Genomic DNA, 13857 nt, shown 5'->3' with positions numbered 1-13857 from the left:
CGGTGCTCCGCCGCCGTGTGGCGCCTGCTGTCTCGGCTGTGGTTCCTCGTCTTCTGCGCGGCGGTCACCGCGCTGTGGGCGTGGTCGTTCTTCCTGGCGGACGGCGTCGGCACCGGGTGGCCGGTGCTCGGTTCGCTCCTCGCGACCGTCTCGGTGCTGCCGGGAACGCTGCTGCTGTTCCTCCAGCTCCGTTCCGAGCGGGAGCGCCGGGGCGGCTCCGCCGGTGCCGTCCTCGTCAGCCTGGCCGAACTCCTCGCGGCCGCGGAGCGGCGGGCCGCCGCGCGGCTGGGCTGTCCCCGCGGGCTGCGGCCCGCCTCGACGGCTGCCGTGGCGCAGTGCCCCTGCCACCGTGCGGCCGGGCGGGGCCTGCTGCGCGCCCGGTCGAAGGACCCGCCGCCGCGGCAGCCCGGTCTGCTGTCGGGGATCCGCCTGCGGCCGCAGCCGGCCGTCGGGGACGCCCACCGGTCGCGGCTGCCCGGAGGGGGACGCCACCGCTCTTCCGGGCCGTGGTGGCGCGGCGCCGTCGACCGCCGGGCCGCCGCGGCCCGGGGCAGCCGGTGACACGGGCGGGCTCTCCTCCCCTCCGGTCCCGTGCGGGAAGGGCTCCGCCGGGCGCACCACTCGGTCCGCGCCTCCCACGAGCCCTCTCCCCCGCCGCTCCCGGCCGCCCGCCGAGACGGCCGGGAGCGGCTCTGCCGGGAAGGCTCTCCCGACGCGGCCGCCCCGGCGGGACGCCGGAGTCGGCCGACCGGCCCGCCGTTCTTCTGCGCGGCCGGTCGGCCGTACGCCTGCGCGGCGGGCCGCGCCGTGTCCTCCGCCGGAGCCACCGGACCGGTCACGGGGCGACCGGATGCCCGATCAGGCGACGTTTCCCGTCGGCTGCGCCCGCGGTCACGGGTCGGCCGTGCGCAGCCCCAGCCGAAGTTCGGTGTCGCGCAGCCGCCTGCGGGCACGCTCGTCCATCGCCTGGGCGTGCAGCCGCCTCAGTCTGTGGTCGGACACCCGCAGCGCCTTCTCCACTGCGGTGACGATGTCGGTGGGAGGGAGCCTGCGGCCCAGTTCGTAGTCGACGATGTTGCTGTGGGCGCTGAGACCGATCCGGCGGGCCAGTTCACGCTGCGAAAGCCCTCGTGCCATGCGGGCGTGCCTGATCTCCAGCCCCAGCAGGACCCGGGCCGGAAGGTCCCGGGAGGCCTGGCCTCCGGTGTCCCGGCCGTGTGGGGTCGGCATGCTGTCACCTCTCCTCAATCGTTCAGTCGTCGTTCGAGACGTGCTCAGGCGCCCAGGTAGGTGAGCACTGCAAGGACGCGGCGGTTGTCTTCCGGCGCCGCGGGAAGTCCGAGCTTGGCGAAGATCCCGCTGACGTGCTTGGCCACGGCCGCCTCGGTGACCACCAGCGCCCTGGCGATGGCCGCGTTGGAGCGGCCCTGCGCCATCAGGGCCAGGACCTCTCTCTCCCGCGGGCTCAGCCGGTCCAGTGCCGACCGGTTGCGCTGGCGCCCCAGGAGCCGCCGGACCACCTCCTGGTCGACCGCCGTGCCCCCGGCGGCCACCCGCTCCAGGGTGTCGATGAACTCGGCGACGTCGCCGACCCGGTCCTTGAGCAGGTAGCCGACCCCCGCCGTCGCGCTCTCCAGCAGTTCTGCGGCGGTCGCCCGCATGACGTACTGGGACAGGACCAGGATGCCCACGTCGGGATGGGTCCGGGTGAGCTGCACCGCCGCGCGCAGCCCGTCGTCCTCGTTGCCCGGCGGCATGCGCACGTCGGTGACCGCGACGTCTGGTTCGTGCTCGGCCACGGCCGCCAGCAGTCCCGGGGCGTCGCCGACCGTCGCCACGACCTCGTGGCCTCCCAGAGCGACCAGTTGTGCCAGCCCTTCGCGCAGCAGGGTCGAGTCCTCGGCGATCACGACGCGCACGGAATCCTCACCTCCACCGTTGTGGGGCCTCCCCTGGGGCTGTGCAGCACGACCGTGCCGCCGTGGACCGCCGCCCGGTCCGCCAGCCCGGTCAGTCCCGTCCCGCGTGCGGGGTCGGCGCCGCCCACGCCGTCGTCGGTCACCGTGAGCTCCAGGAACTTCCTCCTCTTCCCGGTGACGCGCAGCGACAGCCGGACCTGGTCGGCCCGTGCGTGCCGGACCGCGTTGGTGACGAGTTCGGCGGCGCAGAAGTAGGCGGTGGACTCCACCGGCTCGGGCAGCCGTCCGACCTCGGCCGCGTCGACCACCGCCTCGACCGGGCAGGAATCGGCGAGTTCCTCCACGGCCGCGACGAGGCCCCGTTCGGTCAGGGCCGCGGGGTGGATGCCGTGGACGAGGTCGCGCAGCTCCTCCAGGGTCTCCTGGGCCTCCCGGTGCGCCCGCTCGACCAGGGCGCGGGCCGCCTGCGGGTCGTCCTCGAAGCGGGCCAGGGCCATGCCCAGCCGCATGACGAGCGCCGTGAGGCGCTGCTGGGCCCCGTCGTGCAGGTTCCGTTCGATGCTGCGGCGTTCGGCGGTGAAGGCGTCCACGATCCGGGCGCGTGACCGGACCACCTCGCCGAGCCTCCGGTCGAGCTCTTCCCCGCGGTCGGCGGTGAGCAGCAGCCGCGCCGCCCTCGCGTGCCCCGCCGCCAGCACCATCACCAGGTAGGCGGAGAGCGGGAGCACGAGCAGTCCGACGAACACGTTGCCGACGTCGCCGAGCCCCGGGAACAGCCGCCCGCCAAGGAGCCCGCTCAGGTCGCCCGCGGGGACGAGACCGGAGCCCCGCAGCACGGGCGCGGCCAGGAGGGTGAACGGCACTCCCGCCGCGACGGCCACCACGACCGCCTCGGCCAGGCCGAACACCGCCAGCAGCAGCCCGTAGGAGAGCTCCCGCCACGTCGCCGCCTCCCCCAGTCGGCGCCGCACCCAGCCGACCGGTCCCCCGGAGCCCACCGGCCCGTGGGGGGAGTCCGCGGGCTCCCGCTCCAGCAGCCGCAGCCTGCGCCGTTCCACCGCCCCCAGGGGCACCCCGGCCGCCGCCAGCAGCGGCCAGCACAGCGACAGCCAGAGCACGGCCAGGGGAAGGGAGGTCGCAAGGTAGAGCAGGGAACGCCACGGCCACGAGGTGGCCAGCACCCCCAGCGGTGCCCGCGCGGCGGCCTGCCAGAAGGTCTCCTCAGCGGTGGAGCGCTCCTGTCCCACGGCGGAGCGGGAATGGTCGAGCTCTTCCTGCCCGCCGTCTTCCGATCGTGTTCCGACGGGGCCCCGCACCCGTGTCCTCCCGTCCGTCCTCCGTTATTTCCGGAAACCCGCGCAATGCCGTTAACGGAATTGAAACACGGAACCGGGAAACAGCGAAGGGAGAAGAACGTCGACCATCAACAGTAGAACTTCTTCGACTTGACTTCTCCCACTACCGCCAGTGACGTGTGCGTTTCGCCCCGCTTGACTGAACGGTGCAACACCCGCAGGACGCGGCACACGGCCGTGTCCCTCCTCCTCCCCCAGTTCAGCAGCGGAAAAGACGGAGCAGCGCATGGAGTGGACCCCGCCCGGCACTGGCCACAACCGGCCAGGCCGCACCGGCCGCGACGGCTCCCCGCCGGTGTGGACGGTCGGACTCACCAAAACCCACGGAAAAGGCCCCGCAGCCGTCCGCGCCCTGGACGGGGTGACCGCGTCCTTCGAACGGGGCGTCTTCACCGCGGTCATGGGGCCGTCCGGCTCGGGGAAGAGCACTTTCCTGCACTGCCTCGCCGGGCTGGAGTCCCCCGACTCGGGGGAGGTCGTCGTGGCGGGCCGCGACATCACCCGGATGTCCGAAAAGGAACTGACCCGGCTGCGTTCGGAGGCCGTCGGGTTCGTGTTCCAGTCGTTCCACCTGATCCCGACCCTGACCGTGGAGGAGAACATCACCATCGGCCAGCGCCTGTCGGGACGCCCCGTGGACTCCTCGTGGCGGGACGAACTCGTCGCCTTCCTCGGGCTGGCCGAGCGGGTGCGGCACCGGCCCTCCGAGCTGTCGGGGGGCCAGCAGCAGCGGGTCGCGGTCGCCCGGGCCCTGATCCACCGGCCGGTGGTGGTCTTCGCCGACGAGCCCACCGGCAACCTCGACTCCCGTTCCGGACAGCGGGTACTGGACGCGCTGCGCCACGCCGTGGACCGCAACGGGCAGAGCGTCGTCATGGTCACGCACGACCCGGTGGCGGCCGCCCGCGCCGACCGCGTCCTGTTCCTGCGTGACGGACGGCTCGCCGGCGAGCTCGTCTCCCCCGACGCCTCCGCCGTCCTGGAGCGGCTCAAGCGCCTGGAGCAGTCGTGATCACCCTGATCGTCCGCAGTGTCGCCGCACGCCTGCGTTCCCTGCTGCTGTCCCTGCTGGCCACGGCCCTGGGCGGTGGACTGACCATCGCCGCGTTCGCCCTCCAGGACTCCGCGGACCGGCTGGCCGCCTCGGGCGGGACCGCGTCCTGGCGGTTGGACGCGGTCCCCGTCGTGGTGACCGGACGCGTGCCCGAGGAGGGCGCCACGCTCGCCGCCACACCAGCGGGCGAGCCGGTCCGGCTGCCTCCCGCGACCGTGGCAGAGCTCGAGGACCTGCCCGGGGTCGGCCGTGTCGAGACCGAAGCCCCCTTCCCCGCCTACGTGCTCGCGGACGACCGCACCCTCGGGGGGATGACCGACCGGTCCTGGGGCCACTCCTGGGCGCTGGCCGAGGCCGAGGCGCTCACCCCGGTCACCGGACGCGGCCCCCGGCACCCGGGGGAGGTCGCGGTCGACGAGCGGACCGCGGCCGAGGCCGGGCTGGCCGCGGGGGACCGGGCGCGGATCCTGACCCCCGAGGGGGTGCTGGAAGCACGGGTCAGCGGGACGGTCGAGAGCCGCAGCGCGGAGCGGTCGGTGTTCTTCCCGCCCGACAGGGCCGGCCGGCTCGGCGGGGACCCCGTGGCCGCCCTGGTCTGGCCCTCCCCCGGCGCCGACCCGCTCGCGGTCGCCGACGCCGTCCGCGATGCCGCGCCGCAGACCCGGGTGCTCACCGGTCCGGCGCGCTCCGAGGCGCTCCTCCTGGACTACACGGGACGGGAACTGGCCTCGGGCATGGGCCGCTTCCTGGGCATGACGGCCGGGCTGGCGCTGGCGGTCGCCGCGGTCATGACGGCCAGCCTGACCGCGTTGACGGTGCGGGACCGCTTCGGGGAGTTCGCGCTGCTGCGCATGGTGGGCGCATCCGCGGGCCAGATCCGCCGCCTCGTGCTCGGAGAGGCGCTCGTGGTGGGAGGGATCGCCGTCCTGCCCGCCTGCGGGCTCGGGGTACTGCTCACCGAGGGGCTGGCCCGGCTCTTCGAGGCCCGTGGGGTGCTGCCCGACGGGTTCGCACCGGTCTTCGACTGGTCCTCTCTGGCCGTCGGTGCTGCCGTGGTCGTGGCAGTGCCCCTCGTCGCCTCCTGGCGTCCGGCGCGGCTCGCGGGCCGCACCGCTCCGGTGGAGGCGCTGCGCGCCGCCGAGGTCGAACCCGCTCCGCTTCCGCGGCTGCGGACCGTCTCGGGCGCGGCGGCGGTGTGCACGGGCGCCGGCCTGCTGGTGGCCTCCGCGGTCACGGCCGGCAGCCAGGGCGCGGTGGTCGCGGCGCTGTCGGGGACGGCCGTGCTGGTTCTGGGCGCCGTGCTGCTCTCGCCGCTGCTGGTGCGGGGCGCGCTGCCGCTCCTCCGGCTGGCGGGCGGCCGCGGACCGGTGACGCTGCTGGTCCGCCGGGAGCTGTGGACGGATCCGCGCCGGGCCTCCGGGACGCTCGTCCCGCTGCTGGTCACCACCGCGGTGGCGGTCCTGCTGCTGTTCCAGGGGAGCACCACGGACAGCGCCCTGCTCCACTCCTACGGGCAGCGGATCGCGGCCCAGGCGGTGGTCTCCGGGGCGGCCGGGGTCGGTCTTCCCGAGCAGGTCGCCAGGGCCGCCGAGCAGGTGCCCGGAGTCGCCGCCGCGACGGGGTTCCGGCAGACGGTCACGGCCGCGGTCGGCCCGGCCGGTCCCGGAGCCTCCCTGACCACCTACCTCGTGGCCCCGGAGGCGGTGCCGCACGTCTACCGGTTCGACGCCGTGGCGGGCTCCTGGGAGGACTTCGGTGCGGACGCGGTCGCCCTGAACGCGGACGTCGCCCGGGACCACGGGTGGCGGGTCGGCGACACCGCGACCCTGCTGGGCCCCGACGGGGTCCGCCTGGAGGCGCGGATCGCGGTCGTCTACCGGGCGGGGATCGAGTTCCCCGCCGTGCTGCTCCCCCGGGCGTCGCTCGCCCCCCGCATGCTGGACAGCATGGACAGCGGGGTCTACGTCGCCCTCGACCCCGAGGCCGATCCGGCGCAGACCCTGCGCGCACTGGAGCGGTCGCTCGACGCGGGCCCCGAGACGCGGGTCACCGACCGTGCCGCCCACCTGGAGCAGCAGGAGCAGCTCAGCACGGGCGACGACTGGATCCTGCATCTCATGGTGGCGCTCGTCGCGGGGTACGCCGGGATCAGCGCGGTCAACTCCCTGCTCGTCTCCGTCGGGGGGCGGGGCCGCCGGTTCGCGCTGCTGCGCCTCGTGGGGGCCTCCGCCCGGCAGGTGGTCGGCGTGGTGGCCGCCGAGACGCTGCTGGTCTGCGTCACCGCGCTCGCGGTGGGCAGCGGCGTGGCGCTGCTCGGGCTCGCCGCCATGAGCCACGCCCTGACCGGGGGGACCGTCGTGCTCGCGGTGGCCGCGGACCAGTACGCGGCGGTGGCGGCCACCGTCGCGGCGATCGGTCTGGCCGCGGGCACGCTCCCCGCCGTGGTGGCGCTGCGCTCCCGCCCGCTGCACGTGGTCCGCCGGTCCTGACCGCCCGGCGCCGCTCCCCGGGGAGCGGCGCCGGGCGGTCGGTGTCTGGTCGGAGTTTGGTCAGTGGGCGACGGAAACGCGTTTCCTCGTGTTCTAATCCTCTCCGGACCTGGACGGAAGGTCCTCCGGATTTCCCGAAGAAATCCGCGATCCGTGAACCGCCGGGGGATTCGAGGAGATGGACGGCCGCTACCTTCTTTTCTGCCCAGAGGGAACGGATTTCTATGACCGACCGCACCGCCGGGACGGCGGTTTCGCCCTCGCCTCTGCTCGCGCGCCGCGGGGGTGGCGGCGCGGGTCCCAGGGGCCCTGGGTCTCCTTCTCCGCACCCCGTCCCCTGCCCGACCAGGGCTGGAAGGTCCATGTGAGCACGTCGGAGGAGCACGCGGAGAAAACGCTCCACGAGGTCTCCTCCTACTGTTTCACCAACGGGATCTCCTTCAAGTTCCTCCGCGGACCCCACGAGCTGAGAGCACAGAACTCCAAATACGCGGACCGGGGCTCCAGCGGAAAGTTCTGCACCCTCTACACACGCAACGAGACAGAGCTGAAGAACATTCTCACCGAACTCGGAGAATCCCTCTCGGGAATTCCCGGGCCCTATGTCCTCAGCGATCTGCGCTGGAAGTCCGGGCCGCTTTACGTACGTTACGGGGGATTTCGTGAACGCTACTGCGTGACCGCTGACGGAAGGCGGGTGCACGCGATCGAGACCCCCGAGGGGGAGCTGGTTCCCGATCCGCGCGAGCCTGGCTTCCGCCCGCCCTCCTGGGTCCCGATGCCCGCCTTCCTCGCCGAAGCCGCGCAGGACGAGGACGACGCGGAGGACTTCCCCTTCACCCCCGAAACGGCCCTGCACTTCTCCAACGCCGGCGGCGTCTACCGCGCCCGAGACAGGCGCGACGGGCGGACGGTGGTGCTCAAGGAGGCGCGGCCGTGGGCGGGGGTGGACGTCCTCGGCGACGACGCCGTCACCCGGCTGGAGCGGGAGGCCGCCGTGCTGGAGCGGCTGTCGGGCCTGGACTGCGTCCCCGAGTACCACGGCCTGTTCACCGCCTGGGAGCACAAGTTCGTGGTGCTGGAGCACGTCGAAGGGCTCGTCCTGAAACGCGCCGCCATGAACCGCACCCCCGTTCTGGTCCCCGGGTTCTCCGCGGAGCGTGACCAGGAGTACGTGCGTTGGGCTCTGGACACGCTCGCCCAGATCGAGGAGGCGGTGCGGCGCATCCACGCCCGCGGGGTCGTCATCGGGGACCTCCACCCCAAGAACATCATCCTCCGCGAGGACGGCTCCCCGGTGTTCGTCGACTTCGAGTTCAGCGCGTTGGACGACCCGCAGTGGCGGGCTCCCCAGGGCGCTCCCGGCTTCGTCGCACCGCCGGGACTGCGGGGGACCGCCGCCGACCGGTGGGTGCTGGCCTGCCTGAAGCTCGACATGTTCCTGCCGGTCACCCCCATGCTGCTGCGCGCCCCCGGCAAGGTCGAGCAGCTCGTGCGCGCCGCGGAACGGCGTTTCCGCCTTCCCAGGGACTTCGCCGCCGGACTGCTCGCCGACCTGAGCCCGGAGGCGGCGGCCCCCTCCCGGCACGGGCCCCCGCTCCCCCTCTCCCCCGTCGCCGCGTCCTACCTGTCCGGCAGGCCCGTCGAGGACGCCGCCCTGAAAGCGGAGATCGCCCAGGGGATCCGGCTCAGCGCGACCCCCGAGCGGCACGACCGGCTCTACCCCGGAGACATCGAGCAGTTCCTCACCTGCGACGGCCTCGGACTCGCCTTCGGAGCCGCCGGAGTCCTCCTCGCCCTGGCCGAATCGGGGCTTCCCCGCCCCGTCGAACACGAGGAGTGGCTGGTCCGCCGCACGGCCGAGGCCGACGAGGTGCATCCCGGCTTCTACACCGGGCTCCACGGCATCGCCTACGCCCTGGACCGGCTCGGCCGCCGCTCCGACGCCCTCGACGTCCTGGAACGGGCCGGGCTGCGCTCCCCCGCGACCGAGCAGGAAGGCTTCGGGCTCTTCCGCGGGCTGGCCGGTGAAGGACTCAACCTCCTGCACTTCGCCGAGGAGACCGGAGACCGGGAGTTCCACGAGGCGGCACTGCGCGTGGCCGACCGCCTGGCCACCGCGATGGCGCAGCAGCCCGACACCGCGGCCGAGAAGGTCCGCGCCGGACTCGTGCACGGCTGGTCGGGGGCCTGCCTGTTCTTCCTCCGGTTGCACCGGCGCACGGGCGACTCCGCCGCGCTCGACCTGGCGCTGCGGGCGCTCACCCGGGACCTGGACCGGTGCACGGTGACCAAGAACGACTCCCTCGAGGTGTCCGACGACTGGCGCACCCTTCCCTACCTGGAGTTCGGCAGCACCGGGGTGGGCATAGCCCTGGACCAGTACCTGGCCTCGACCGGGACGGAGGACCCGAAGCTCCTGGAGGCGCGGTCGGGGATCGACCGCGCCGCGTCGTACGAGTTCTACTACCTTCCCGGCGTGTTCAACGGCCGGGCGGGCATCCTCCTCTACCTCGCCCAGGCGCTGTCGCTGCGCCCCGACGAGCATCTGCGGCGAACCGCCCGGCGCCTCGTCGAAGGGCTCCCCCTCTACGCGGGCACCCATGCGGGCCACCTGGCCTTCGCGGGCAACCACCTGCTGCGCTTCTCGGCCGACCTCGCCTCCGGGGCCGCCGGAATCCTGCTCGCGCTCAACGCCTACGGCGGGGGACGGTCGCTGCCGTTCCTCGCGTACGGCCCTCCCGAAGCCGCGGGTCGGACCTCCTGAGCCGCCCCTCGCGCACCCGAGTCTTCCGGGCCTCCGCCCGGAAGGGGCCTCCGGGCCCCGAGGTACATCCGTCCCACGTCCAGAAAGGAGAAGAACGATGAGCCGAATCCTCGGATTCCAGCTCCTGGAAGCCGCCGCCGAGCAGGAGACCACCGGCCTCGTCAGCACCCTCAGCGTGGTCTCCCCCTGCCCGGGCTGGCCTTCCTCCTTCACCTGGGGCAACTGCTGACCACCGCCGTCGCCGCACGGCAGCCCCGGCCCCCGGGGGGAGGGCGGACCGCGCCGCCCCCCGGGGGCTCCACTCCGCCCGCCGCCTCCCCGGCACAGACACGGAAGAAGCAGAGTGGTGAACCGCATCATCGACCCCCGGGCCGACCGGCTGCTCCTGTCCGCGGCCTCCCACGGCCGAGGCCCGCTCGCAGCGCACGTCCTCGCCCTGGCGGCCCGGTCGGCTGCGGGTCTCGCCCTGCCGGCGGTCCTGGCCTCCGCGGTGGACTCGGTTCTTTCGGGTTCCGCCGTGGCCGGCCCCCTGGCCTCGGTCGCCGCGGTGTGCGGGCTGGTCGTCCTGGGTGAGGCCGCGGCGTCCGTGACCCGCGCCCACTTCACCGCGCGGGCCACGGCCCGGCTGCGGCGCGACGCCGTCGGCGGGCTGCTCTCCGGCCCCCCGCGCCCGCTCTCCGCCACCGGAGGCGGCGCCCTCGCCGTGCCCGTCGTCGCGGGGGCGCCGGAGGCCGCGGGCGGCCCGGTGGCCCTGGCCCAGTCCGCGATCACGGCCCTGTCGGCGCTGGGGGCGGTCGCCGCCCTGGGCCTGCTGGACCTGTGGACCCTGGGCGCCTACGGAGTGGTCGCCTCCTTCGGCTTCCTGGTGCTGTGGCGCTTCATGGCCGACAGCACCGAGGCCGCCCACCGCTACCAGCACGCCCAGGCGTGTCTCGCGGAGCGGCTGCTGAACAGCATCGCCGGGGCGCGGACCATAGCCGTGTCGGGGACCGCGAAGCGGGAGGCCCGCCAGATCCTGGCCGCCCTCGGCCCGCTGCACGCGGCGGGCCGCGCCTTCTGGGAGGCCGTGGGACGTGCCACCCGAGGGGTGGAGGTCCTGGTCCCCGCCGTCCAGGGCGCCGTTCTCGCGGTGGCCGGGACCGGTGTCGTCCAGGGGCGGCTGACCCCGGGAGCACTCGCGGCCGCCCTGCTGTACGCGGTGCAAGGGCTGGCCGTGTTCGACCAGGCCGCCCTGCTCTCCACGGTCGCCCGGGCGCGGGCCGGAGCGGGGCAGGTGGACAGCCTCCTGGCCCGCCCCCGCCCCCGCCACGGCTCCCTCCCCCTGCCGGAGGGCAGGGGGGAGCTGCGCCTAGAGGACGTCACCGTGGCCGACTCCGCCGGACGGCTGCTGCTGGACCGGGTGAACCTGGTCGTGCCGGGCGGAGGGGTCACCGCCGTCGTCGCGGCGGGGCCGCAGGGGACGGCGGTGGCCTGGCTCGCCGCACGGCTCATGGACCCCGACTCCGGGAGAGTCCTCCTGGACGGGGCGGACCTGGCGGAGCTGCGCCCAGAGGAGCTGCGTGCGGCCGTCGGATACGCCCCCTCGGCTCCCCGGCTGTTCGGCAGGACCCTGGAGCAGGCCGTGGGAGGCGACGCCCCTGCACCGGACAGGCTCCAGGCAGCCGCCCGGGCCGCCGCGATCGACGACTACGTGGCCCGGCTCCCGCTGGGCTGGCACACCCCGCTCCACGCGGTGGCCGTGTCCGACGGGGAGCGGCAACGCCTGGGAATCGCCCGGGCGCTCTTCCGTGAGCCGCGCCTGCTGGTCGCCGAGGACGCCACCTCCAACCTCGACACGGTCACCGAACGCCTGGTCAACCGGGTGCTCACCGTCGCTCCCCGGCGCGGCTCCCGGCTCCTGGTCACCCGGCGGGCCTCTGTCGCGGCGCGGGCGGACCTGGTCGTGTGGTTCGACGGCCCCCGGATCCGCGGCGTCGCCCCGCACCGCGTCCTGGTCTCCGATCCGGACTACCGGGCGGCGCTGGCCCAGGCTCCCGGTTCCGGGCCGGCACCCCGCCTCGCGGGACGGGCGGAGCCGTGACCGCGGGCCGGGACTACCTGCGCTCCCTGTGGGCGGGGCGACGGCCCCTGCTCGCACTGCTGGTGTGGAGCACCGTGCAGACCCTGCCGACCCTGGCGACGGGGCGCCTGGTCGCCTACGCGGTCGACGAGGGCTTCCTCGGCGGCCGACCGCTCCTGGGCCTCCTCACCGCGTCGCTCGTCCCGTTGACCGCCGTGGCGGGCTCGGTGGCGGCGCGCCGCACCTTCCGCTCCCTGGCCGCCGTGGTGGAACCGCTGCGCGACCGGCTGGCCGCCCGCGTCGTCGCCGCCGCTCTCGCCGCGGTCTGCGTGGACCCGCGCCTCCCGGGGGAGCGGGCGCTGGCCCGCCTGACCCGCCAGACCGAAGCCGTGCGCGGGGTGACGGCGGGGGTCCTCCTGGGGGCGGCCGGGCTGTGCGCCACGGTCGCGTCGGTCGCCGCGGGCCTGGCACTGCTGTCGCCGCCCCTCATCGCCCTGGTGCTTCCGCCGGTGGCCGCGGCGCTGGCGGTGCTGGCCTTCTCCCTGCGGCGACTGCTGGCCCGGCAGCGCCGGGTCTACCTGGCGGAGGAGGAGCTGTCGGCCGGTGTGGAGTCGGCGGTGACCGCGCTTCGCGACATCACGGCCCTGGGGGCCCAGCGGCGGGTGGCGGAGGAGGTGTCCGCCCTGGCGGACCGGCAGGCGGCAGCGGAGCGTGCCGCAGCCCACCTGGGCTCGGTCAGGAGCGCGGTGGTGGCGATCGGCGGCTACCTGCCGCTGGTCCTCGTCCTCGGCTGTGCGCCGCTCCTGTCGGACGGCGGTCTGAGCGCCGGGGAGCTGTCCGGTGCGCTCACCTACATCTCGACCGGCCTGGTCCCGGCCCTGCACTCCTTCGTCCAGACAGCCGCGGACTCGGTCCCCCGCCTGGTCACCGCGCTCCAGCGGATCAGCGCCGACGAGACGGCTCCCCCGGACCGGGTCCTCTCCCGGGCCGCGCGGCAGCGCCCCACCGGCCGGGCGCCGCTCATCCGCTTCTCCTCGGTCTCCTTCTCCTACGGAGCCGGTGAACCGGTCTTCCGCGACCTCGACCTCGTCATCCTGCCGGGGGAGCACGTGGCGGTGGTGGGGCCGAGCGGGGCGGGCAAGACCACCCTGGTCGACCTTCTCTGCGGGCTGGTCCGACCGCAGCGGGGAACGGTGCGCCTCGACGGCAGGGCGCCGGAGGACTCCGGGGAGATCGTCGTGCTCCCCCAGCACGGGCACGTCTTCGCGGCGACCGTCCGCGAGAACCTGACGTACCTGGCCGACCGCCCCGTCGACGACGGCCGGATCCACCGGGCGGCCCGTCAGGTGGGGGCCGCCGACCTGGTCCGCCGTCTGGGCGGACTGGACGCGCCGGTGGACCCGGGGGCGCTGACCCCGGGAGAACGCCAACTGGTCGCCCTGGTGCGGCCCCTGCTGACCGAGGCCGGGATCGTCGTCCTCGACGAGGCCACCAGCCATCTCAGCCCGGAGTGCGACCCCCGGGTCGAGGAGGCGCTACGGGCCTCGGGGCGCACCCTGGTCGTCGTGGCCCACCGCGTGGAGGCCGCCCGGCGGGCCGATCGGGTGGTCCTGGTCGCCCAGGGCAGGGCCGTCAGCGGCACCCACCGGGAGCTGCTGCGTACCTCGCCCGACTACCGCGACCTCATGGGGGCACAGCCCACGGGCTCTCCCGGTGGTCCCGAGGGCGGGGCCGCCGCCTTCCCCGGAGGAGGTTCCCCCAGCGCCGGGGCGGCGGCCGCGGATGCCCTGCCCGCCCCGCCGGGACCGGCTCCCCCGGCTCCGCGGTGACGTCCGCCGCGCGGGGCGCTCAGGCGACGGTCTCGGGGGCGGCTCCCCCGACCGGCACCGCGTCGGCGGCGATCCGCTCAACGGCGGCGAGGTCCTCGGCGGTGAGGTGGGCCTCCGCCGCGGCGAGGCAACTGTCGACGTTGTGGAGGTGGTGCGCCCCCACGACCGCGGCGTGCACGCCGGGCTGGGCCAGCACCCACGCGATCGCCAACTGGCCGACCGTGAGCCCGCCGGCTCCGGCCAGTTCCGCCAGCCGGCCCACGAGCGCGAGGTTGCGGCGCAGCGCCTCGCCGTGGAACGCCGGGGAGTGCGCCCGCCAGTCGCCGGGCGCGAAGACGGTGTCGGCCGTGATCCGGCCGGTGAACAGCCCGCTGGCCAGCGGGCT

Annotated in this window: 11 protein-coding genes; 7 read left to right on the top strand and 4 right to left on the bottom strand. The window is 74.9% G+C overall.

All coding sequences use genetic code 11. The features are described from left to right. The first annotated feature begins 15 nt into the window (after window positions 1-15). Entirely contained in the window at window positions 16-561 is a 546-nt protein-coding gene (locus AC529_RS07710; protein WP_157080110.1) for a hypothetical protein, read from the top strand. A 330-nt stretch (window positions 562-891) separates the two neighbouring features. Here the strand turns inward: AC529_RS07710 and AC529_RS07705 are convergent, their stop codons facing one another. Genes AC529_RS07705 through AC529_RS07695 form a run of 3 tightly spaced genes read right to left on the bottom strand, consistent with a single transcriptional unit; the run spans window position 892 to window position 3166 of the window. Beyond that, window positions 892-1230 carry a helix-turn-helix domain-containing protein gene (locus tag AC529_RS07705; RefSeq protein WP_068755089.1) on the bottom strand — a complete coding sequence of 113 codons (339 nt, stop codon included), beginning with the start codon at window positions 1228-1230 and terminating at the stop codon, window positions 892-894. Window positions 1231-1274: 44 nt separating this feature from the next. Next, the gene (locus AC529_RS07700) at window positions 1275-1919 is read right to left on the bottom strand and encodes a response regulator transcription factor (RefSeq protein WP_068755087.1); all 645 of its coding nucleotides are present in this window, start codon (window positions 1917-1919) and stop codon (window positions 1275-1277) included. Then, window positions 1907-3166, bottom strand: a complete 1260-nt coding sequence (locus AC529_RS07695; RefSeq protein ID WP_198156345.1) for a sensor histidine kinase — start codon at window positions 3164-3166, stop codon at window positions 1907-1909. The genes AC529_RS07700 and AC529_RS07695 overlap by 13 nt, the downstream gene beginning before the upstream one ends. A 334-nt stretch (window positions 3167-3500) precedes the next feature. Here AC529_RS07695 and AC529_RS07690 point away from each other — a divergent pair, with 334 nt between their 5' ends. The 6 genes from AC529_RS07690 (at window position 3501) to AC529_RS07670 (ending at window position 13472) form a co-directional block, all read left to right on the top strand. Continuing rightward, entirely contained in the window at window positions 3501-4286 is a 786-nt protein-coding gene (locus AC529_RS07690) for an ABC transporter ATP-binding protein (RefSeq protein WP_083948029.1), read from the top strand. Continuing rightward, entirely contained in the window at window positions 4283-6817 is a 2535-nt protein-coding gene (locus AC529_RS07685) for an FtsX-like permease family protein (RefSeq protein ID WP_068755085.1), read from the top strand. Before AC529_RS07690 ends, AC529_RS07685 begins: the two co-directional genes overlap by 4 nt. A gap of 178 nt (window positions 6818-6995) precedes the next feature. After that, on the top strand, window positions 6996-9584 hold the full coding sequence (gene lanKC / locus AC529_RS07680) for a class III lanthionine synthetase LanKC (protein WP_157080109.1): 2589 nt from the start codon (window positions 6996-6998) through the stop codon (window positions 9582-9584). A 97-nt stretch (window positions 9585-9681) separates the two neighbouring features. Further along, window positions 9682-9813, top strand: a complete 132-nt coding sequence (locus tag AC529_RS21155; protein WP_269745535.1) for a hypothetical protein — start codon at window positions 9682-9684, stop codon at window positions 9811-9813. A 117-nt stretch (window positions 9814-9930) separates the two neighbouring features. Next, entirely contained in the window at window positions 9931-11664 is a 1734-nt protein-coding gene (locus AC529_RS07675) for an ATP-binding cassette domain-containing protein (protein WP_157080108.1), read from the top strand. Continuing rightward, the gene (locus AC529_RS07670) at window positions 11661-13472 is read left to right on the top strand and encodes an ATP-binding cassette domain-containing protein (protein ID WP_068755078.1); all 1812 of its coding nucleotides are present in this window, start codon (window positions 11661-11663) and stop codon (window positions 13470-13472) included. Before AC529_RS07675 ends, AC529_RS07670 begins: the two co-directional genes overlap by 4 nt. Before the next feature lie 19 nt (window positions 13473-13491). On the opposite strand, the gene AC529_RS07665 is transcribed toward AC529_RS07670, so the two are convergent. Further along, window positions 13492-13857 (bottom strand): aldo/keto reductase (locus AC529_RS07665; RefSeq protein WP_198156344.1); only part of this gene is annotated, 366 nt, incomplete at its 5' end.

Source organism: Thermobifida cellulosilytica TB100 (genome assembly GCF_001517975.1).
Lineage (GTDB): Bacteria > Actinomycetota > Actinomycetes > Streptosporangiales > Streptosporangiaceae > Thermobifida > Thermobifida cellulosilytica.
Note: the sequence above shows the minus strand (reverse complement) of the source record. Positions and strands in the feature narration are given on the sequence as shown.

Bases quoted from the DNA above. Each gene is read 5' to 3' on its own strand.
- AC529_RS07705 (WP_068755089.1), bottom strand. From the start codon at position 1,230: ATGCCGACCCCACACGGCCGGGACACCGGAGGCCAGGCCTCCCGGGAC.
- AC529_RS07690 (WP_083948029.1), top strand. From the start codon at position 3,501: ATGGAGTGGACCCCGCCCGGCACTGGCCACAACCGGCCAGGCCGCACC.
- lanKC (WP_157080109.1), top strand. From the start codon at position 6,996: ATGGACGGCCGCTACCTTCTTTTCTGCCCAGAGGGAACGGATTTCTAT.
- AC529_RS21155 (WP_269745535.1), top strand. From the start codon at position 9,682: ATGAGCCGAATCCTCGGATTCCAGCTCCTGGAAGCCGCCGCCGAGCAG.